This is a genomic window from Gilliamella sp. ESL0443, from assembly GCF_019469165.1.
Lineage (GTDB): Bacteria > Pseudomonadota > Gammaproteobacteria > Enterobacterales > Orbaceae > Gilliamella > Gilliamella apicola_E.
In genome coordinates this window covers 2,102,486-2,123,718 of record NZ_CP048263.1, presented here as the reverse complement: position 1 = coordinate 2,123,718, position 21,233 = coordinate 2,102,486, and the positions used below count along the sequence as shown (strand labels likewise).

Genomic DNA, 21,233 nt, shown 5'->3' with positions numbered 1-21,233 from the left:
CGCTCACTTTATTAGAAATATTGTTCATCAATAGCTTAATTAATGATGAAAAAACAGGCTAATTTGATGCTTTAACTGCATTGGCAATTTGTTCCGCTAATTTTTGCACTTGAGAGTGATTACTACCTTCTACCATTACGCGGATAAGCGGTTCGGTGCCGGATTTGCGTATCAATACCCGACCTTCATTGCCAAGTTGCGTTTCTGCCTGTTCAATTGCAGATTTGACCGCAGCATTGGCTAATGGGTTTCCTGTATAACGAACGTTAATTAATATTTGTGGTAGCATGGTCATGCCTTGACATAATTCAGCGAGTGACATGTTATTTCTTATCATTGCCGCTAGAACTTGTAAGCCTGCAACAATACCATCGCCTGTTGTGGTTTTATCAAGTAAAAGGACATGGCCTGAATTTTCTGCACCTAATCGCCAATTTTTTTCAACCAGCATTTCAAGCACATAACGGTCCCCCACTTTTGCTCGTACAAATGGGATGCCAAGATTTTTAAGGGCGATTTCAAGTCCCATATTGCTCATCAAGGTCCCGACAACGCCACCTTTAAGTTGACCTTGTCTTAAGGCTTCACGGGCAATAATGTAAATAATTAAATCACCATCAATTTTATTACCTTTATGATCGACCATAATGATGCGATCACCATCACCATCAAGAGCAAAGCCTAAGTCAGCTTTTTCTTCAAGGACAGTTTTGGTTAATGCTTTTACATCAGTAGCGCCACAGTTTTCATTAATATTGACTCCATCCGGTTCGCAACCAATTTTTATTACTTTAGCGCCAAGTTCTCGAAGTACTTTTGGGGCAATGTGGTAAGTGGCTCCATTGGCACAATCCACAACAACTTTTAGTCCTGATAGACTTAAGTCGTGATCAAAGGTGCTTTTACAAAATTCGATGTATCGACCCGCTGCATCGGTTATTCGGCTTGCTCGACCAAGTTGTTTTGATTCAACACAGTCGATCTGTTTTTCAAGCTCGGCTTCGATTTCTAATTCAATGGCGTCATCGAGTTTTCGCCCTTCAGTTGAGAAAAATTTAATACCGTTATCATAAAATGGGTTATGGGAGGCCGATATGACTACACCCGCATCAGCCCGAAATGTGCGAGTTAGATAAGCAATGGCAGGTGTTGGCATTGGTCCAGTAAAAGCAGCAGCGACGCCCGCGGAGGCAAATCCTGCTTCTAAAGCCGATTCAAGCATATAACCTGAAATACGGGTATCTTTACCGATGAGGACTTTTTTAACACCATCTTTAGCCAGTACTCGTCCTGCTGCCCAGCCTAACTTGAGGGCGAAATCAGGCGTTATAGGATATTCTCCAACTTTTCCACGAATACCATCTGTCCCAAAATATTTCCGATTAGACATGTTATTTCCTCATACTAAAGTTTTTTATTTGACCAATTGCCTTTCTTATAAGTCGTTTTTTATCCTATAAAAGGAAGCTAAGTAAAATTATTCTCGATTGTCATTAGCAAATTTTAATAATACTTGGCTCTCTTTTATAAAACGTTCAGCATAACTGCCAAACCATTTAGTTACTTCATTAAAATTTTCAATGAATTTAGTTTTATCTCGTTGTTCAATTAATTTAACCATTTGTCCAAAACATTCATAATAGCGTTTGATTAACTCAATATTTTCATCTGACGCCATGATGATATCGGCATAAAGAACGGGATCTTGAGCAAATAAGCGACCAACCATCATTAACTCCAAGCGATAAATAGGTGATGATAAGGTAATTAATTGTTCTAAATCAGCGTGTTCTCGTTGTAAATTTACACCGTATGAGAACGAAGTAAAATGGCGTAATGCTTGAATAAACGACATACATTTGTCATGCTCTTTGGCATCAATCGCGCACAAATTGGCTCCCCAAATTCGCATCTGTTCAATTAACCATTGATATTGCTCAGGATATCGACCTTGGCAGTAGACAATGACTTGTTTGGCTAAATTTGGCACGTCAGGACCAAACATTGGATGCAATCCAACCACAGGCCCCGCGTGTTTGGCTAGCATGGCTTGTAAAGGTTTGACTTTGATTGATGTAAAATCGGTTAAAATGCAATCTTTAGGTAACGGTGGTAATTGTTCAATGATTTCGCATGTTTTGTTGATAGGTACTGTAACAATAACGGCAGCGGCATCAGCGACAACTTCGGCTGCTTGATGCATGGTTTTGGAACCTAAGGTTTTAACTTCATAACCTGATAGGGTAAATAGTTTGGCAAATAGTCTACCCATTTGTCCATTACCGCCAATGATGACAATCGAGCCTTTGCCGTTGTAAACTTTTTTAAAACCTTTGTCGTTTTCACTTATATAGGACTCACGCATTAATCGGCGTAAAATATCTTCAATTAAGGCGGGTGATATGCCTAAGTTTTCAGCTTCTTGTTTACGTTTAGCTAACATATCGGCTTCACGTTTAGGATCATAAATCGGAATTCCATGCTCGCTTTTTACCTCACCAACTTCAGCAACTAATGCTAGTCGTTGACTAATTAAAGCTAAAATTGATTTGTCGACTTCATCAATTTTATGACGCAATGAAAGTAATTCCTTAGACATATTGTTGATCCTTTAATCACTAGTTATAGCTTTCGCTGTAATTGCTTAACAGTATAACGTATTTTTGGTAGCATGGGTCAATTGCAAAATTAAATCAAATACAATAAATTTATGATTAAAGTTTTATCTTTTAATATTAATAGTATTCGTATTAGAATCCATCAATTAGCTGCGATTATTGAAAGACATCAGCCCGATATCATTGGTTTACAAGAGACTAAAGTTCATAATGACCAATTTCCAATCGAGGAACTTAAGCAATTTGGCTACCATTTATATTATCACGGTCAAAAAGGTTATTACGGTGTAGCTTTATTGACTAAGCAAAAACCGTTATCGGTCGAGTGTGGGTTTCCGACCGATGAAGATGGTGCACAATGTCGATTAATGGTAGCTGAGTTTCCGACTAGCAAAGGTAATTTAACCGTCATTAATGGTTATTTTCCGCAAGGTGAAAGTTTGCATAATGAAATTAAATATCCAGCTAAGCGTAAATTTTATCAAGATTTAGTTGAATATATACAGGATCGACAGCTGAATAGCCAATTATCACTCGTTATGGGTGATATGAATATTTGTCCAACTGATTTAGATATTGGGATTAATGAAAATAACCGCAAACGGTGGTTAAGTGCGGGTAAATGCTCTTTTTTACCTGAAGAGCGTGAATGGATAAATAATTTAATGGCAGCAGGTTATACTGATACTTACCGTCATGCCAACCCAGATACACAGAGATTTTCTTGGTTTGATTATCGTTCCAGAGGTTTTAGTGTAAAAACCGGATTACGAATCGATCTTATCTTAGCTAGTGAAAAACTTATGCAGTATTGTGGTGAAACCGGTATTGATTACGATATTCGTGGTATGGAAAAACCTTCCGATCATGCGCCAATTTGGGCCGACTTTGATTTAGATTAAACTTGTTAGGATAATAGTATGCACAATAGTTCGATTTTATCGGTAAAAGATCTTAATCAAATAGTTAAAGATCTGCTTTCTGATGCTATTGGGCAAGTTTGGTTGGTTGGTGAAATTTCCAATTTTTCTCGCCCAGCTTCAGGTCATTGGTATTTCACATTGAAAGATGATATTGCGCAAGTGCGTTGTGCCATGTTTCGTAATAATAATTATCGTACGGGATTTACCCCTCAAAATGGTCAACAAGTTTTAGTTAATGCCTCGGTAACTCTTTATGAAGCACGTGGTGATTATCAATTGGTTATTAATCAATTGCAACCAGCTGGTGCTGGTTTGTTACAACAAAAGTTTGAGCAACTAAAGCAAAAACTGTCAGAAGAAGGATTGTTTGATCCGATTTATAAAAAGTCGTTACCTGATAATATTCGTACGGTTGGAATTATTACTTCGTCAACAGGTGCAGCTCTACATGATATTTGTCAGATATTAAACCGGCGTGATCCAAGTTTGAATTTGATTATTTACCCAACGTCGGTACAAGGTACTGAAGCAGCGGCACAAATTGCCAGAATGATTCAAATCGCGAATATTCGCCAAGAATGTGATGTTTTAATTGTTGGGCGAGGAGGGGGATCGCTTGAAGATCTTTGGTCATTTAATGAGGAGCTTTTAGCTAGAGCTATTTTTGCTAGTCAATTACCTATTATTAGTGCTGTTGGTCATGAAGTTGATTTCACTATTGCTGACTTTGTTGCTGATGTGCGCGCAGCTACCCCATCGGCAGCAGCTGAGTTGGTTAGCCGGGATAAGCTAGAGCAGATTAAAAGTTTACAAGTTCAAGAACAATACTTATGTATGGCGATTGATTACTATTTGGTACGTCGACGAGAATTATTAAATAAGCGTTATCAACGATTGCAATCACAGCATCCTCAAACTAAATTATCTAAGCAATTAAATCGTTTATTAACCAGTCGTCATGCTTTATTTGAAAATATGCAGCACTATTTATCTAAACAATCCTATCGTCATAATGTGCTGGATAAATATTTGTTACGTGTTTCGCCACAACATAAAGTGCTCTATTATGGTCAAAACCTAGAGAGAAAACAGCAACAACTGATTAATCTGGTTCAAAAAAGGTTAACGGATGCTAAGCATGAATTTGTATTAAAAACATCTCAGCTTAATAGTGTTAGTCCACTTGCTACTTTAGATCGTGGTTATTCTGTAACAACTAACCAGCAACAACAAGTGATAAGAACGGTTGAACAAGTGTCTATTGGTGACTTTATTTTAACCCAGCTTAAGACAGGTAAATTAATCAGCCAAATTGTTGAGATAGATAAAAAAAATAAGTAAAACTGCTCTTTTTTCAATAATGTTTAGCGCAACACATTGGATAAAATTGCACCTTAAATAGTATTAAGGATATAATATCTGACATGTTGGAAAATACTAAGAGAATAAAGTGGTTATACATCCTCCAATAGGTATTGATTTAGGTACTACCAATAGTTTAATTTGTGTTTGGCAAAACGGCCAGCCGACACTAATTCCCAATTCAATAGGTGAAGTTGTTACTCCTTCAGCTGTCAGCATTGATGAAGATAATACCATTTTGGTTGGTCATGCGGCTTTATCTCGTTTAACTACTCATCCTAGTCGTAGTGCAGCAGCATTCAAACGTTTTTTAGGTTCAAGTAAAGTTTTTGAGTTGGGCGATCAAAAATTTACCCCAACAGAACTTTCAGCATTAGTTTTAAAATCATTAAAAGCGGATGCTGAAGCTTTCTTGAAACAAGAAATTCGTGATGTCGTGATTTCAGTTCCCGCTTATTTTAATGACGAACAGCGTAAACAAACTCGCTTTGCTGCTGAGCTTGCAGGATTAAACGCAGTCCGTCTAATCAATGAGCCCACCGCTGCTTCAATGGCGTATGGATTACATGAAGAACAATCAGGAAATACGCTGGTTTTTGACTTAGGTGGAGGCACATTTGATGTGACAGTATTGGAATATGCAATGCCAATCATTGAGGTTCATGCATCAGCAGGCGATAACTACTTAGGCGGTGAAGATTTTACTCATGAAATAGTTAAAGCATGTTTGAGTGAATGGGAACTTAAACAAGAAGATATTCCTGTCGATGATTATGCGCGTTTATTGGATTTAGCTGAACAATTAAAATGTAAGCTAAGTGGCGAGCAAATGCATAATTTGACATGGTTTTGGCAAGATAAGCAATGGCAATTTTCATTAAATGAAGTAAGAGCTAAGTCAATTTGGTTGCCATTACTCAATCGATTACGAGCGCCAGTTGAACAAGCATTAAGTGATGCTCGCTTAAAGGCTAATGAACTCGAACATATTGTTTTAGTTGGTGGTTCATCGCAATTAGGTGTGGTTCGTGAGTTAGTGACAAAGTTATTTGGTAAACTGCCTTATCGTCATATCAATCCAACTACTATTGTTGCACAAGGTGCAGCTGTTCAGGCGGCATGTCGTTTGCGAAATGCCGATGTTGAAGAGGTTATTCTAACCGATGTTTGCCCATATACACTTGGTATTGAAATTTCTTCGGGTAATATTAAAGGGTTATTTTCGCCAATTATTGAGCGTAATACGATAGTTCCAACTTCAAAGGTCAAAACGTTTTACACTTCATACCCTCAACAAAAAAGTATTATGCTTTCTGTTTATCAAGGTGAGAATCCAAAGGTTGAAAATAACGTTTTGATTGATGAATTTGAAGTGCCAGTCACACCTATGGAAAAAATACAAGGTATTGATGTTCGCTTTAGTTATGATTTAAATGGTTTGCTTGAAGTCGACGTGGTATTACTTGAAACAGGGGCATTGCATGGTAAAGTGATTGATCACAGTCCGATTGGATTAACCGATAAACAAAAACAAGAAAGCCATGACCGATTAGCGGCACTTAAAATTCATCCTCGTGATGAAATGTTAAATCGTACTTTATTAGCAAGGTTAGAGAGAGCATGGGCACAATCATTGGGTGATGAACGACTACTCATTGGCTCTTATATCGAAGCTTTTATGGAAGTCTTAAATCAGCAAAATCTTGAAGAGATAGAACAGGTTCGAAGCGAAATTGAATCGAATCTTAACGATCTTAATCGATAATCAGATAGATTTAAAATATCCCCTTTGGTCATAATTAAATAGCTTTTCAAAGGGGATTGTATACAAACGAGATAGTATACAAAGATGATAGTATACAAAGAAGATAGCATAAGCCGTATCTTTGCTTAGCTATCTAACGGTGGTCCATAGCGATTAGTTTGATTAATTGAGGGTGAGAAAATAGAAAGACGATATTTTCCGCTACTATATGCATCATTTGAACGTCGCCTAATTGCAAAAATAATATTAATTATAATTAATGCAAATAATATATAGTAAATCATATGATGAGATGATTTCACCCCACTTAACTTTATTATCAAAAAACTTAATATCGTGGTGACGCAACATATTTGATTATAAAAACCTTTGCCATTGGTTCGACCATTCCAACGCCATATTTGATGCGATTTATTTTTAGGCAGTGATTTTGCTTCAAGATTTTTTTGATTTTCAATATTTTTTGCTAGAAGCAGTGTAGAGCATAAACGTAATATTAGATCATTATCCGTATCACTTCTAATATTCTCCAATTTATTACTTTTATCATCATTAAAAATCATATTATCTTCAGATAAATTTTCATTAAGGGTTTTCAATTGGTTTAATAATTGATAAATATCACGATTTTCTTTCCTAAATGAGGAGGAGATTGATAGTTTGTTCTCAAATGCTTTAGCTAATTGTTGCAATGCTTCATCATCACCAGCTAATTTTTGTAAGACCTGATGTAACTCCTCTTTTTGATTCAGTTTATTTAAGATTATTGTATGGAGTAGCATTAAATATGCTGGTGAGTGGTTAGCTAATTTAGCTTGCCATAATTGATCTATATTTTGTTTGATATCGGTAAAATTAACATCCTCAGGTATATCAATAAAATATTCAATGGCATTAGGGTAATTACATAACATACTACTTGTTAGCTTGTTATTACAATCGATCAGATTATATAACTCAACTTCATTTTGCCATTCATTAGACTTAAAAGTATTTAATAGTGGTGTGAGTTGATCATCATCAGGCAAATGAAATAACTGATTATTTTTCCTAATGAAATTTGCAGCTTTAAACGGCGAATTACCAATAGTCACGACCAATAGACAATGACGATACCATTGCCAATATGCATCTTTATTATCAGTAATTAACTCGACTGGTAATTTGGGTAAATTATCTCGCCCTCTGAAATGAAAATATATTGGCCAGTCAAACATCTCCATATTGCGATAGCTAATATTTCTATATAAATTTAGTTTAGCTGTGTCTGGAATATCATCGAATCTATCTAGCCATAAACGACCAAATAAAACATATTCACCATTTTCGTCAGGGTCAAACTGAGTTGGAATAATAGTATCATCATAATATAACCAAGCTTTAAATTCTTGGACTGGTGAAAGTTTTGTTAGCCATTCAAGGTGCTGTTTAGCCTGGCGTTGTAGATTTTGTAAGATAAATTGTTCAAATTGATCTTCAAAGTGATCATTTAAGATTGCATGTAATAATGTTTCATTACCGTGTCGTAACATAATTGCATGACGATATAAGCGATAAAAGCTACTGGTTCCATCATCATGTAATAATGTATATAACACTTGGCGATAATTCCAATTAATATCCGTTGCCCATCTAATAACACTAGAAATTTCTTCTGGGTAATCTTCTATTTTTAATTTGAACAATCGTGAGTTTGTAGTTGTAGTGAGTTGGGGTATTGCATATAAATATTTATTATCAGTTTCAGCAGGTAAACAATATGATTGATTAAGTGCAAGGAGCAGTAAAGGTAAATAATTGTGATGGTTTTTGGTACACCACTTAATTAACCAAATAGCAGCTTGCTCTTGATATTGTGGTAAATGATATAACTCTACCCAGAATTGAAAGGCATTTTCTTCATCTTCAAGTAAAGAGTATTGTATTGCTGCAACAACTTTCCATTGATTAGCTTCATCTTGGTTGGAATTAGCGATGCGAGTTAAAGCATATTCTAATAAACTTTTATTTTTCATTTTAGCAAAGCTATACCAATGAGCTAAATCTTCCATCAATTCCTGGTTATTGGGTAAGTAAATCACAGTATGAATAGAAAAATACTTATTTAATTCCTTATAAGGTTTATCCCAAAAAATCCATTGCGCATTACGCACATAATTGATAGTTTCATTTTGTACTGCTTTATTATTTTTAGGCAGGCAGTTATAGTCAAACAAATCACCCCGTTCAATGTGATCGAAAAAATTCTCGTACATTTCAATCTTATCAGGATAGTGATCCATCACTTGTTGGCGCCAACGTAAATTTTCTGCCAATATTTTTAAGCAAGTAAGTGATATGGTTAATGTATCATAACTGATATCTAACATTTTCCATTTAGCAATATCTAATACAGACATTGGGTAATCAAAAAAGGAGGCAATAAACTTTTGCCATTCATCAACATCATTGCAGCGAGCAGGATCATCGAGTAATGCTTGATAATTATCACAGATCTCTTTGACTTGGCGTTCTTCTTCGGTAATGCTTACTTCCTCTTGCTCTTGATTGGACTGTTCATCTGTTTCTTCTGGTGACTTTGCGTATTGCAACGCCAATTCATAAGCTTCCCGTAAAGCTTTAAAGCCTACTGGATCTGTTTCGGGGTGATATTGAGGAAGTTTTGCTCGATAAGCATTACGAATTTCTGTTATATCAATGGTTTTATCAATACCCAATAATTGCCAAAAATTATTATTCATGACCAAGCATACTCCATTAAAGATTGTGGTTTTTCTATTTCTTCAAGTTCGATATACCAAGGTAAGTGATGATAGGGGGAGTCTTCATTGGAATATAACTTGGACATAGTCCAATTACGCGATGAGCGACATAATTCGCAACGTAGCTGCTCTAAATCTTCTTTATTGGATAATGATTCCCAATATTGATACCCAATAAACCATCCTGAAAAATAGCTTTGCCAAGATGAATAATAGTGTTGAGCTCGTAGCGCTATTCTATAAAAAATCCATAGTGCTTCATCTTCATTAATGAACATATTGCTGGTGCCATTGCGTAATAGATAGCCCATTCTTGCATAATCAAAGCTACGTATGCCACCAACACCACACTCGGAATAGGTTTTTTCTACATATTCAATTAAGACTTTATCGTAATCGCAGTGTTTTTCAATATATTTAAGCCAATGAGGAGCGGTTAATCTTGGGTACATAAAATAGTGTTTAGATAAAGCCGGCGCATGACCATCATCAACCATATCAAAAATCATTGATAATAGGCTTTCTCGAGAGTCAATGCCCCAGTCTTTTTTCATATCAGTATAATTTCGTTCTGGATAAAAATAAGGTGAGGTATAACTTGCGCCTTCTTCTTTATTTAATGCAACCATTGGTGCAGATAATCCAAATAACCAATCGATACAATCTTGATGCATAGCTTAACTCTGTTAATGTTTATTATTAATCTGTGTAAAAAGATAGCAGATTTTATAGAAAAATAAATGTTTGTTTTAACAAGTAGAGTAATTGCTTTCTTGAGATATGTTAATTAAAAATAATCAAATAACTTTTACATTTCAGAATAATAAAATTATTTTGCAAATCATTATCTACAAGGCATAATAAAAAGAATTTATCAGTATTTGAATTTTACTGAGCTGTAAATAAAAGGAGTAATAATGAAAAAAATTGTCTTAGTTGCTGTATTAGTATCGGGTGCTTTAATGCTACAAGGTTGTGTAGCGGCTGTTATTGGTGTCGGCGCTGGCGCTACAGCAAAAGTTGCAACCGATCCACGTACTACTGGAACGCAAGTTGATGATACAACGCTCAATACCAGAATGAATAATAAGCTAAGCGAAAATGGTCCTTTCTTTATAGGCTCTCGTATTTCCTCAAGTACCTATGATGGCAATATTATTTTAACTGGCCAAGCGAATGCAGAACAAATTGAAAAGGCTGAACGTCTTGCATATCAAGTTGAAGGTGTGAAGAAAGTTTATAACCAAATTCGCTCAGGTGAGCCTGTCGGTGCTGGAACTATCAGTAATGATATGTGGATAACAACAAAAGTTAAATCTCAACTTATCATGAATTCCAAAACCAAAGCACGTAATATCAAAGTGGTAACTGAAAATGGCGAAGTGTTTTTAATTGGCATTGTTACCAGTGAAGAAGGGCAAGAAGCCGCTAATGTTGCAAGTAAAGTTGCTGGCGTGAAAAAAGTTATTACGTTATTTACCCAACGCTAATCATAAATAATTAAAAAAAGGAGAATTTATTCTCCTTTTTTTACATCATTAGTTAACAATTTAATTCGTTCAATCATTTTATCTAGTCCTTGCTGCCTGGATTGACTCAATTCATCAATAATTTTTAACTGATTTAATATCGCGTGAAAATCAAGAGCCTTAATTTGTTCTGCATTTTTATTATTGGCAATCATAATTAAAACAGCGAGCAATCCTTTAACAATTCGACCTTCGCTGTCACCTTGAAAAATAAAGGAATCATCAGGTTGTTTTTTGACGGTTAACCATACTCGATTTTCACAGCCATCAATCTGATTCGCTTCAGTTTTTTGGTCATCAGGAAAATCTGGTAATTGCTTTGATAAAGCAACTAATTGCCGATAACGATCTTGCCAGTTATGTTGCTTAGAAAATAGTTCAAATAGTGGTGATAACATAATAAAACCAGTTAGTAATTAGAGATAAAAGATAAGCGATTAGCGTAAAATCCTAAGTTAAAACCTCAATAGCATTTTTCAGTGCTGTAACAAAACTATCAATGTCTTGCTGATTATTATATGGCATTATTGAAATGCGAATAACCCCATGACAGCCAAGTTTATCCATCAACGGCTTTGCACATAATCCACCTGTTCGAATGGCTATGTTTTGTTCACTTAATAAAATAGCGATATCATTATGATGAATGTTATGCATATTAAAGCTAATTATTGGACTATTTTTAACACTGTAGAATTGGATATGGTTCAATTTACTTAATTTTGATTCAGCGTAATTTGCCAATTGTGTTATATAACCATTTAATTGTGCTTCATCCCATTTTTTTAGCCAATCTAATGTTGCTTTAAAACCAAGTATTCCTGCAATATTTTGGGTACCAGCTTCGAATTTATAAGGCAAATCTTCGACTTCAAAATCTGAAAATGTTGTATTTTTCAACATTTTACCGCCACCTTGCCAAACATCCATCTGTTCTAATAAATGTTGTTTTCCATATAGAACGCCAAGCCCTGTTGGGCCATATAACTTATGGGCAGAAAAAGCGTAAAAATCGATATCTAGCTTTTCAACATCAATTGGCTGATGAACAACACCTTGTGCACCATCTACCACTAAAATGGCATTATGCTGATGGACTAATTGACTAATTTTAACTAAGTCAGGGCAAAAGCCAGTAACATTAGACATCTGGGTTATGGCCACAATTTTAGTTTTGGGTGATAGTAATGATGAAAGTTCATTAACATCAGCAGTCCATTTAATTACCTTTGCACCAGTCTGTTTGGCTACGATCAGCCAAGGTAATAGGTTGCTATGGTGCTCTAATTCGCTGACAATTATTTCATCATCGGCCTGTAGTAAAGGTCTAGCATAACTTTGCGCAATTATATTTATTGATTCGGTGGTTCCACGAGTCCAAACAATTTGTTGGCTTGATTGGCTATGAATAAACTTAGCCACACTTTGCCGAGCTTCACTAATAGCTGTGGTAACTTTTAGTGCATCTTGGTGTAAACTTCGCTGTGCGGTTGCGGTATTATGTGCATAATATTCAACCGTTGTATCAATCATAGTTTGCGGTTTTAACGCAGTAGCAGCCGAATCAAGATAAACAGAGTGATTTAGAGCAGGGAAATCTACTCTAAATTTTTCAGGTAGTTTATTGTGTAAGTTCAAGTCCAGCAATCCCATTCCAATAACCATTACAGTCTCGTTTATGTTCAATATGTAATGGGTTTGTACCGTCTTCATTGGCTTTAAATTGTTTAACTACATCAAGCGTTTCAATACCAAGTGGTGAAATACGCACAATATCGACTAACCCTTTCATATCTTTCAGATTATTACCTAAATTGTAACAATAACCACTTTGGGTTTGAATGCCATTTAGTACAAACACCTTTTGTTGTTCTTGAGAAAACACTTCTCGTCCTACAGGATATTTTATACAACAGGTTTCACATTTATCTTTTGGTCTATCTTCTGATCTGGCTGTAAAACAACGAGCAGAATAAGCTAATGGTAAATAACCATAACTAAACACTTCAACCTCAAATTTACGATCAATTTTTAAAGAATCAAATTGGTTGAGAACATTATTTAACCAATCACGAGATAGTTCTACGGGCATACACCACCGTACCATACCTTGTTTTTGTAATAATTTTAGCGTAAATGCGTTGTAACAGTTAATCGCTGGGCCAGCGACGAAAGGTACTTTATTATCGTGGGCAATATTAATGGCAGCCAAATCATTAGCTTCAACTAAAAAGTCACCATTATTTACTAATTGTCTTAAATCGTTCAGTTCTGATGGCGCTTCCAGTAATGCAAGGGTAGAGAGTACTACTTGTTTACCAGACTTAGCAATTTCTTTGGCTAAATCTAACCAATTAGGTACTTTCATTTCACGGCGTTTGGTGCATACCGTTTCGCCCATATAAATAATATCAGCTTCGCTATCTTTAGCGGCTTGATAAAAAGATTCAGTTTCAATTTTAGGCCAATAATAAAGCACTGGTCCTAATGCATATTTCATAGTTTTGCTCACTATATTTAAATTCTTGAATAGTCAATTGGCTAGCACATTAATATTGAAAACTACTAAGATTATTATATGTTTATTTTATTTTAAAATTTCAATATCAATGCTGGCCAATTATTGCCATTTACGGTGATAAGCACCTAAAGTTGTTTGTGTTCCTTCTGAAACAGAGCCCAAGGTATCCATCCAATTCTTTTCAGCTTGGAATGCTTGTGGATTCGCTTTATAGCGATCAATAGCTTGTCTCCATACTTTTGTGACTTGTTCTACATAAGCTGGACTGCGTTGCCTTCCTTCAATTTTAACGGAAGCGATATTTGCAGCAAAAAGCTCCGGTAATAGTTCAATTGTATTTAAACTGGTTGGCTCTTCAATTGGATGATAAAGTGTATTTCCAACAAAATAACGTCCCTTACAAAGTGTTGGATACCCAGCATTTTCACCTTGTTTATGACAATCAATTAAAACATTGTTGAGTCTTGATTCAAGCCCTTTATCGGTCTCTTCCCAACGGACAAATTTTGCAGGAGAGCAAGCGCCAACAGTATTTGGCGATTCACCTGTTAGGTATGAAGATAAATAGCAGCGACCTTCCGCCATAATACATAAACTACCAAACGCAAAAACCTCTAAAGGTACGGGGGATACTTGTGATAACTGTTTAACTTGATGCATAGATAACACACGAGGTAAAACAATACGATGCACCTGAAAGTTATTATAATAAAACTTAATTGACTCTTCATTGGTTGATGACGCTTGCACCGAAACATGACGCTCAAGATTCGGATATTTTTCTGCAGCATAATCAAGCATTGCTAAATCAGCAATGATTAAAGCATCAGCACCAATGTTAGCTGCAGTATCAACAGCATATTGCCATCGCTCAAAGTTTTCAGGATGAGCAAAGGTATTAATAGCTATATGTAATTTTTTACCGCGCTTGTGAACATAATCTGATGCTTCAACAAGTCGCTTTTCATTAAAATTTAAACCAGCAAAATGGCGAGCATTGGTATCATCTTTTAAACCAATATAGACAGCATCAGCTCCATTATCAATCGCCACTTTTAGGGATGGTAATGAGCCAGCGGGGCAAAGAAGTTCCATAATTATTCCTAACTTAAGTTCGGTATTTTATACGCCATATATTATGCAATAATTCCTAATTTAATGCGACTAATAAGCGAATTCCCAGACAAAAAAACATGTAACTTTATTTTTAATTTAAGTGTATGTATTAAATGATATTTTTACTAAAGGAAATGATTATGATTAATAATCATATTGAATTCAAACGGTAATAGTTAATATATGATAATTTACGATGTGATGAATAAAAAACCAGATATTTATAATTTAAATTTCTGGTTTTTATAATCAAAAAAGAATTTTATAACCGATTGATTAAAATCAATCTTTTATATGGTTAGCATACTATATTGCTAATAATTAATTCTTATTTAAAAGCATCTTCAAGTTGTATGAAATTTTTTTCTGAATTTAATTGAGTTATACAATTATTGATTAATTTTGAAGTAATATTTTGGACCAACTGATAGTTATTACTTTCCCATGCATCAAAAGTTTTGGTTTTATCATCTAGCGGTAAACTATCGCTAGAACAAGTAAAAGTAAATCCATTGGTTTTAATGAATGTTTGGTAAATAAAATTGTATTTATTATCAGTTATACCATCATAAATTAGTTTAAATTTATAAGGTTGGATAGTTATGGTGTGTTCTTTTTGTTTGTTGGCTTTTATTTTTTTTAATATTGTATATAACTGAGGTTTCAAAAGCTCCATGGTTTTATTTGGTACTGAATTTACATAACTACCTTTTAAATCTGTTTTTGAAAAAGTATTTACATTTCCACCAAGGTTACCAAAAAATGCAGTGGCAAATTGAACCATTTTTACTCCAACAGCTTGTGCTGTATCACCTCGGGTAACAACGTTTAAATAATTATTAGTATCATTAATTACCTGCCCATTAATGGCATTTTCAGTTATTACATTAATATTCGTGCCATTATTTAAGGTAATTACTTCTGTTTCTACAATCTTTGTTCTTGGTAATGATTCTCTATTTCCAGAACATCCAAATAATATGAACAAACTACAACTTAATAAAGCGTATTTAAAAATTTTCATAATTTTATGTTTCCTTTTGTATATTTTTATTTCATCAAATTATTTTTTATCTCCATAAATAATAAGTTAATATTTGAAGCATCTTTATTATTGTATTGAATATGACATTTGTCTAGATTTTGTTCATTATATTTCTGAAGAACATATTAGTGTGCTAGCTAAAGCAATTTAATTTGTGAGGGGTTTTATTTTTCAAAGAGCGCTAATCTTTTTTCCATATTCCGTTAATTCTTTATCTTTCCAGTTTCATTTTACCCAAGCTAGATAAGCTTTTCGTCTAGCTTTAAAACATTTAGGTTTTATGCAAATAATGTGCTTCTTTAAATGGGGAGGGGCTTAGTTTACAAGACGAGAAAGTCTAAACTTAAAATATGCATTTTCATTCGAAAACTTCACAATTTGATATTTACGCAGGTACTACACAAAATTTATAGTTTCATATTAAATCCATTAAATTCAAGTAAGTATGTTAAATTCATTAAATAGTATAATTATAACTTTTATTATTAAATTTTGTTTTTTTATTACGCACCAGCTTATTTATTGCCCAAATTTTTACTTTTGCGATTTCAAATCTAGATCCCAACATAATCTGGCAATAAATCGATAAAACCTTTATACTATGCCCTAAATTTTAGTATGACTTTGTAAGTTTGCTAAATTAACCCGTTCTTTAACATCATCAATTGGAAGAAAATTATGCATCCGATGCTTAATATTGCTATTCGTGCTGCTCGTAAAGCAGGTAATGTTGCCATTAAGGCCTATGAAAATCCTAGTTCAATCGAAATTGATACTAAAGGTGCTAATGATTTTGCGACTAATGCAGATCGTGCCGCTGAAGCTTTGATTATCGAAACAATCAAAAAAGCTTATCCAGATCATACTATTATTGCCGAAGAAAGTGGCCTTGCTAAAGGTAGTGATGCTGATACGCAATGGATAATTGACCCAATTGATGGTACTACAAATTTTATTAAAAATATTCCACATTTCGCTGTGTCTATTGCTGCTCGTGTCAAAGGTAAAACCGAAGTGGCGGTCGTTTATAATCCAATGAGTAATGAGTTGTTTACTGCTGCACGTGGTAAAGGTGCTCAACTTAATGGTTATCGTATTCGTGTAAGTAATGCTAAAGATTTAGAAGGTAGTGTGCTTGCAACAGCTTTCCCTTTTAAAGCGAAACAACATAGTGATAGTTATTTTGCGGTTTTACAAAAGTTATTTACTAAATGTGGTGATTTCCGTCGTACTGGCTCAGCTGCGTTAGATTTAGCTTATGTTGCATCTGGGCGTTTAGATGGCTTTTTTGAAATTGGTTTAAAACCATGGGATATTGCTGCTGGTGAATTGATTTTACGTGAAGCTGGTGGTGTGGTTACCGACTTTGCTGGCGGTAATAATTATATGGTTTCTGGTAATATTGTTGCAGGGAATCCGAAAATTGTTAAAGATTTGCTGGTGACGACTCAAAACGATTGGCCAGAAAAATTGCGTAATTAATTTTAATTTCTTTCTTTAAATGCAGGGATGTATTGTCCCTGTATCTATACTTGTCATTAACCACAAACAGTAATTTATTGATCTAATGCGGTCATTGAACAATTAACTTGTAAACCTTGATTATTTAAATAGTCACTGCCCCATAAATACATTGATTCAAGTACTGGTTTTATACTTTTGCCAAAATTAGTTAAAGAATATTCAACTTTAGGTGGTACCACCGGAAAAACGTGTCGATGAATTAAGCCATTTGATTCAAGTTCGCGTAGTTGTTGGGTTAGCATTTTAGCTGTGGCTGTTGGAATTTCTTTGTGTAACTCAGAAAATCTCATGGCGCTTTTGGACATCAATTTCCATAGTATTAGCGATTTATATTTACCACCAATCATATTAATTGTGACATCAACTGGGCAATAGGTAATTGTCTGGTCTTGTTTTTCATAATGGGGGTTGATAATCGAATTATTTTTCACTTGGTTATCTTTACAGTATCTTTTTGGGTAGTATATATCAAAAAGGTGCATTCTTGTTAAAAAGATAATTAATACTACAATATCTACCATACCTAAAATCAAGGAATGCCTCAAATGAAAACTATCGAATATAATTTTTTTGTTGAAGAGATGAGCTGCGCGTCATGTGTTAGCCGTGTAGAAAAAGCATTAAGAAAGATTGATGGTGTAATTGATGTTAGTGTAAACCTTGCAACTGAAAAGGCCACGGTTAAGGCTAATGCTGATGTTAAATTAGAAACTTTAATGGCAGCAGTTGATAAAGCTGGTTACCATGCAGTGAAGATTTCCGAGCCGGAAATTCACGCTAAAGACGTGAGTAAGCAAGCATCAGTTTGGCCGATTATTATTTCGGTTATATTAGCACTTCCTTTTGTTTTGCCGATGTTATTTGAATTATTTGGAATTCATTGGATGATGCCCGCTTGGCTGCAATTAGTGATTGCTTCGATTGTACAATTTGGACTTGGCGCTAAATTTTATCGTAGTGGTTTTAATGCAGCTAAAGCATTGTCTGGGAATATGGATTTACTTGTTGCTATTGGTACCAGCGCTGCTTATGGACTTTCTCTTTATCAGCTTATTATTGGTCATGCCGATCACCTCTATTTTGAGTCATCAGTGGTTATTATTACGTTGATCTTGATTGGTAAATGGTTAGAGTCAAGGGCCAAACATCAAACGACCCAAGCGATTGAGGCACTTTCTGCGCTTCGCCCTGAAGTGGCATTAGTTCGACAAGGGGAGCAAGAGGTGAGTTTGCCAATAAGTCAGGTTAAGGTTAATGATGTGGTGGTTATTAAACCCGGTGAGCGAATACCCGTTGATGGTATTGTTCTTGAAGGCGCATCAAGTTGTGATGAGTCTATGTTGACTGGGGAAAGTTTTCCGGTTACTAAAACACTCAATAGTACCGTAACCGGTGGAACTATAAATGGCGAAGGACTATTAATTGTAAAAACAACCGCTATTCAAGCTGATTCTATGTTGTCTAAGATTATTGCTATGGTTGAGTCAGCCCAAGCAAAAAAAGCGCCAATTCAGCGTATTGTGGATCGGATTAGTGCTATTTTTGTACCCGTCATTTTATTGATTGCTTTAATTACATTGCTTGTTTGGGGCTTTATTTCTCATGATTGGCAGCAAGCTTTACTTCATGCGGTTGCCGTGTTAGTGATTGCTTGCCCATGTGCGCTAGGGTTAGCAACGCCAACAGCCATAATGGTTGGTACAGGGGTTGCTGCTCGTCATGGTATTTTGATTAAAGATGCCGAAGCACTTGAGACCTTACACAATATTAATACTGTAGCATTTGATAAAACTGGCACATTAACAATCGGTAAACCAGAGTTAGTTGAACTAGATGTTCTGGGCATGGAAACAGCCGATCAAATTCTTTCTGTTGCAGCATCTATGCAAGCAGGTAGTGAACACCCACTAGCTAAAGCGATATTAGCTAAGGCTAAATCCTACAGTTATGCACAAAATATTACATCAATCGCGGGTTCAGGAGTGATGGCAACGATTGATAGCCATGAATATTATTTAGGCAGTCTGCGTTGGATGAAAACGTTAAATGCCTATTTTGTAGATATGCAGGATAAAGTTAATGAGCTTACGCAAAAAGGTTACACAATCTCATTTTTAGCCAAACAGCAATCAGAAAATAGTATTGTGATATTAGCCATATTCGGTTTTTCTGATGTTATTAAGCCTGAAGCGAAAAGTGCTATTGATGCATTACGTCAATTAAAGGTAAATACGGTTATGTTAACCGGTGACAATCAACAAGCTGCTAATTATGTAGGACAGCAATTAAATTTGGATAAAGTTATTGCTGAAGTTTTGCCTCAAGATAAAGCGAACTATATTTATCAATTACAAAAAGATAGCCAAAGTAATAATAAAGTTGCCATGGTTGGTGATGGTATCAATGACGCACCGGCTTTAGCTGCCGCTGATATTGGTATTGCAATGGGGACGGGAACTGATGTCGCAATGCATACGGCCAGTATTACTTTAATGCGTGGCAATCTATTTTTAATTGCCGATGCTATTGATATTTCTCGAAGAACTTATAATAAAATTAAACAAAACCTATTTTGGGCGTTTTTCTACAATTTATTTGGCATACCTCTCGCTGCTTTAGGTTTTTTAAATCCAATGATAGCCGGTGCAGCAATGGCACTGAGCAGTGTGAGTGTGGTGACAAATGCGTTGTTGTTGAAACGATGGAAAGCTCGTTCTGAATAATTTGATATTTTGTAAATTGAGGAGACGGATTGTCTCCTTATTGTTTATTTATAAGGTTAAACCCAACTTGTGATCCTTTACCTTGCTCAGTAACAAATACCCCAACGGCGGTAATGAGTTGTTCATTATAATAAATTAAGGGAATACGCGTGCGCATCCAAGGTGGAATATGATGCTCTTGCCACAATTTTTTTATCGAGCGAGATCCCTTGCGTTGAACAATTTGAAATTGCCCTTGAGCCTGAAATCGGACTGATACGGTTTCATCATTTTGTGGTAAACGACAAGTTAAATTGGTATGGTAATTGGGCTGCAATATACCTAAATTATCCGGCAACGTTAGCGAAGCGGCTAAATCCCAAGGTAAAATTTGTTGCTCAGTATCTTGATACAAAGGTAACAAATAGAGCTGATTTTGATATCGGCGAATTTGCCAATTATGCAAAATAAATCGCGGATTAGCATCTTGTTTAGCTTGAATAACCGTTTGCCAAATTAGTGAAAGTTGCTTTTGGCTTGGCATTCCAATATGTTGCTCTTTGAACCACATTCGCAACATTGCATTACGTTTATATTCTGAATAATCATATAATGGTTGAAGGCTAAGTTGCTTCTTATCGCCAATAATGTCTTTAAATTCTGGAAATAAAATTTCATGTATTAATGCTTCTTGCTGTTGGCATAATTCTGCACTGCGAGCAACCATTTGTGAAAAATGAGGCCAACGATGATTAAGTGTTGGCAGAACATTTAAACGTAAAAAGTTGCGATCATAATGGTCATCTTGATTACTTTCGTCCTCTATCCAACTTAATTGGTGTTGATTGGCATATTGCTCAATTTCTTGACGTGAAATTGTGAGTAATGGTCGAAGGTGTTGACCATTTTCAAGTGGCATACTTGATAATCCAGCTGGGCCGCTGCCACGTTTTAAGGCTAGAAAAAAAGTCTCACTCTGATCATCAAGATGCTGAGCAGTACATAAAAATTCATTATTTTTTAAATGTTGATAAATGGCTTGATAACGGGCTTCTCTAGCTTGTTCTTCAATATTGCCTGCTGTTTTATCAAGTTTGACTTTTTCAATAATCAAAGGGACTTGCCAAACTAGGCATTGTTGTTTGCAATGTTCAGCCCAATTATCGGCATTTTGACTCAAACCATGATGGATATAAATTGCTCTGAGTTGTAAATTTTGCAACTGTCGCTTTAAATTGACTAATGCTTGCATTAAAACGGTTGAATCGACTCCACCACTAAAAGCAACTAGTAGCGAATGCCGACCGTTTAGATGTTGTAAAATAGTTTGTTCAATCACATTGTCGCTCTTTGTTTGATGACCCAT

At 35.3% G+C, this 21,233-nt stretch carries 17 protein-coding genes; 6 read left to right on the top strand and 11 right to left on the bottom strand.

Going from position 1 to position 21,233, the window contains the following annotated elements; all coding sequences use genetic code 11:
• Positions 1-58: 58 nt before the first annotated feature.
• Positions 59-1,390 carry a phosphoglucosamine mutase gene (glmM, locus tag GYM76_RS09680; protein ID WP_220225331.1) on the bottom strand — a complete coding sequence of 444 codons (1,332 nt, stop codon included), beginning with the start codon at positions 1,388-1,390 and terminating at the stop codon, positions 59-61.
• Positions 1,391-1,477: 87 nt separating this feature from the next.
• Positions 1,478-2,599 carry a bifunctional chorismate mutase/prephenate dehydrogenase gene (gene tyrA / locus GYM76_RS09675; protein WP_065734995.1) on the bottom strand — a complete coding sequence of 374 codons (1,122 nt, stop codon included), beginning with the start codon at positions 2,597-2,599 and terminating at the stop codon, positions 1,478-1,480.
• A gap of 114 nt (positions 2,600-2,713) precedes the next feature.
• Between tyrA and xthA the strand changes: the two genes are divergently transcribed.
• The 3 genes from xthA to GYM76_RS09660 all read left to right on the top strand — a co-directional run bounded on the left by xthA (position 2,714) and on the right by GYM76_RS09660 (position 6,668).
• Positions 2,714-3,520: an exodeoxyribonuclease III gene (xthA, locus tag GYM76_RS09670; protein ID WP_370632635.1), complete on the top strand. Its 807-nt coding sequence runs from the start codon at positions 2,714-2,716 to the stop codon at positions 3,518-3,520.
• 18 nt (positions 3,521-3,538) lie between these two features.
• Complete coding sequence (gene xseA / locus GYM76_RS09665; protein ID WP_220225329.1) at positions 3,539-4,882, top strand: exodeoxyribonuclease VII large subunit; 1,344 nt, start codon at positions 3,539-3,541, stop codon at positions 4,880-4,882.
• Positions 4,883-4,991: 109 nt separating this feature from the next.
• Positions 4,992-6,668 carry a molecular chaperone HscC gene (locus tag GYM76_RS09660; protein WP_220225328.1) on the top strand — a complete coding sequence of 559 codons (1,677 nt, stop codon included), beginning with the start codon at positions 4,992-4,994 and terminating at the stop codon, positions 6,666-6,668.
• Between the two features lie 125 nt (positions 6,669-6,793).
• Here GYM76_RS09660 and GYM76_RS09655 read toward each other — a convergent pair whose 3' ends face one another.
• The gene (locus tag GYM76_RS09655; protein ID WP_220225327.1) at positions 6,794-9,409 is read right to left on the bottom strand and encodes a J domain-containing protein; all 2,616 of its coding nucleotides are present in this window, start codon (positions 9,407-9,409) and stop codon (positions 6,794-6,796) included.
• The gene (locus tag GYM76_RS09650; protein ID WP_220225326.1) at positions 9,406-10,104 is read right to left on the bottom strand and encodes a DUF1266 domain-containing protein; all 699 of its coding nucleotides are present in this window, start codon (positions 10,102-10,104) and stop codon (positions 9,406-9,408) included. The genes GYM76_RS09655 and GYM76_RS09650 overlap by 4 nt, the downstream gene beginning before the upstream one ends.
• Before the next feature lie 243 nt (positions 10,105-10,347).
• Between GYM76_RS09650 and dolP the strand changes: the two genes are divergently transcribed.
• Positions 10,348-10,920: a division/outer membrane stress-associated lipid-binding lipoprotein gene (dolP, locus tag GYM76_RS09645; RefSeq protein ID WP_220225325.1), complete on the top strand. Its 573-nt coding sequence runs from the start codon at positions 10,348-10,350 to the stop codon at positions 10,918-10,920.
• Positions 10,921-10,946: 26 nt separating this feature from the next.
• Here dolP and GYM76_RS09640 read toward each other — a convergent pair whose 3' ends face one another.
• From GYM76_RS09640 to GYM76_RS09620, 5 genes are all read right to left on the bottom strand, one after another.
• Positions 10,947-11,357: a SufE family protein gene (locus GYM76_RS09640; protein ID WP_220225324.1), complete on the bottom strand. Its 411-nt coding sequence runs from the start codon at positions 11,355-11,357 to the stop codon at positions 10,947-10,949.
• A 52-nt stretch (positions 11,358-11,409) separates the two neighbouring features.
• The gene (gene csdA / locus GYM76_RS09635) at positions 11,410-12,624 is read right to left on the bottom strand and encodes a cysteine desulfurase CsdA (protein ID WP_220225323.1); all 1,215 of its coding nucleotides are present in this window, start codon (positions 12,622-12,624) and stop codon (positions 11,410-11,412) included.
• On the bottom strand, positions 12,581-13,459 hold the full coding sequence (locus GYM76_RS09630) for a U32 family peptidase (protein ID WP_220225322.1): 879 nt from the start codon (positions 13,457-13,459) through the stop codon (positions 12,581-12,583). The genes csdA and GYM76_RS09630 overlap by 44 nt, the downstream gene beginning before the upstream one ends.
• Before the next feature lie 120 nt (positions 13,460-13,579).
• Entirely contained in the window at positions 13,580-14,575 is a 996-nt protein-coding gene (locus GYM76_RS09625; RefSeq protein WP_065563761.1) for a peptidase U32 family protein, read from the bottom strand.
• Between the two features lie 349 nt (positions 14,576-14,924).
• Positions 14,925-15,620 carry a hypothetical protein gene (locus GYM76_RS09620; RefSeq protein ID WP_065563760.1) on the bottom strand — a complete coding sequence of 232 codons (696 nt, stop codon included), beginning with the start codon at positions 15,618-15,620 and terminating at the stop codon, positions 14,925-14,927.
• A 699-nt stretch (positions 15,621-16,319) separates the two neighbouring features.
• On the opposite strand from GYM76_RS09620, the gene suhB reads away from it, so the two are divergent.
• Positions 16,320-17,123, top strand: coding sequence for an inositol-1-monophosphatase (gene suhB / locus GYM76_RS09615; RefSeq protein WP_065734990.1), 804 nt, complete (start codon positions 16,320-16,322; stop codon positions 17,121-17,123).
• Positions 17,124-17,197: 74 nt separating this feature from the next.
• Here the strand turns inward: suhB and GYM76_RS09610 are convergent, their stop codons facing one another.
• Positions 17,198-17,512 (bottom strand): winged helix-turn-helix transcriptional regulator, encoded by a 315-nt coding sequence (locus tag GYM76_RS09610; RefSeq protein ID WP_370632634.1) that lies wholly within the window; start codon positions 17,510-17,512, stop codon positions 17,198-17,200.
• A gap of 198 nt (positions 17,513-17,710) precedes the next feature.
• On the opposite strand from GYM76_RS09610, the gene GYM76_RS09605 reads away from it, so the two are divergent.
• Positions 17,711-19,888: a cation-translocating P-type ATPase gene (locus GYM76_RS09605; RefSeq protein ID WP_220225321.1), complete on the top strand. Its 2,178-nt coding sequence runs from the start codon at positions 17,711-17,713 to the stop codon at positions 19,886-19,888.
• Positions 19,889-19,925: 37 nt separating this feature from the next.
• Here GYM76_RS09605 and tilS read toward each other — a convergent pair whose 3' ends face one another.
• Positions 19,926-21,233: a tRNA lysidine(34) synthetase TilS gene (gene tilS / locus GYM76_RS09600; protein ID WP_220225320.1), complete on the bottom strand. Its 1,308-nt coding sequence runs from the start codon at positions 21,231-21,233 to the stop codon at positions 19,926-19,928.

What these genes read in the sequence shown, in the direction of transcription:
- glmM (WP_220225331.1), bottom strand. Translation starts at nt 1,390, where the DNA reads ATGTCTAATCGGAAATATTTTGGGACAGATGGTATTCGTGGAAAAGTT.
- tyrA (WP_065734995.1), bottom strand. Translation starts at nt 2,599, where the DNA reads ATGTCTAAGGAATTACTTTCATTGCGTCATAAAATTGATGAAGTCGAC.
- xseA (WP_220225329.1), top strand. Translation starts at nt 3,539, where the DNA reads ATGCACAATAGTTCGATTTTATCGGTAAAAGATCTTAATCAAATAGTT.
- GYM76_RS09640 (WP_220225324.1), bottom strand. Translation starts at nt 11,357, where the DNA reads ATGTTATCACCACTATTTGAACTATTTTCTAAGCAACATAACTGGCAA.
- suhB (WP_065734990.1), top strand. Translation starts at nt 16,320, where the DNA reads ATGCATCCGATGCTTAATATTGCTATTCGTGCTGCTCGTAAAGCAGGT.
- GYM76_RS09610 (WP_370632634.1), bottom strand. Translation starts at nt 17,512, where the DNA reads ATGATTGGTGGTAAATATAAATCGCTAATACTATGGAAATTGATGTCC.
- GYM76_RS09625 (WP_065563761.1), bottom strand. Translation starts at nt 14,575, where the DNA reads ATGGAACTTCTTTGCCCCGCTGGCTCATTACCATCCCTAAAAGTGGCG.
- GYM76_RS09605 (WP_220225321.1), top strand. Translation starts at nt 17,711, where the DNA reads ATGAAAACTATCGAATATAATTTTTTTGTTGAAGAGATGAGCTGCGCG.
- tilS (WP_220225320.1), bottom strand. Translation starts at nt 21,233, where the DNA reads ATGGGTCATCAAACAAAGAGCGACAATGTGATTGAACAAACTATTTTA.
- dolP (WP_220225325.1), top strand. Translation starts at nt 10,348, where the DNA reads ATGAAAAAAATTGTCTTAGTTGCTGTATTAGTATCGGGTGCTTTAATG.
- GYM76_RS09620 (WP_065563760.1), bottom strand. Translation starts at nt 15,620, where the DNA reads ATGAAAATTTTTAAATACGCTTTATTAAGTTGTAGTTTGTTCATATTA.
- GYM76_RS09655 (WP_220225327.1), bottom strand. Translation starts at nt 9,409, where the DNA reads ATGAATAATAATTTTTGGCAATTATTGGGTATTGATAAAACCATTGAT.
- GYM76_RS09630 (WP_220225322.1), bottom strand. Translation starts at nt 13,459, where the DNA reads ATGAAATATGCATTAGGACCAGTGCTTTATTATTGGCCTAAAATTGAA.
- csdA (WP_220225323.1), bottom strand. Translation starts at nt 12,624, where the DNA reads ATGGTTATTGGAATGGGATTGCTGGACTTGAACTTACACAATAAACTA.
- GYM76_RS09650 (WP_220225326.1), bottom strand. Translation starts at nt 10,104, where the DNA reads ATGCATCAAGATTGTATCGATTGGTTATTTGGATTATCTGCACCAATG.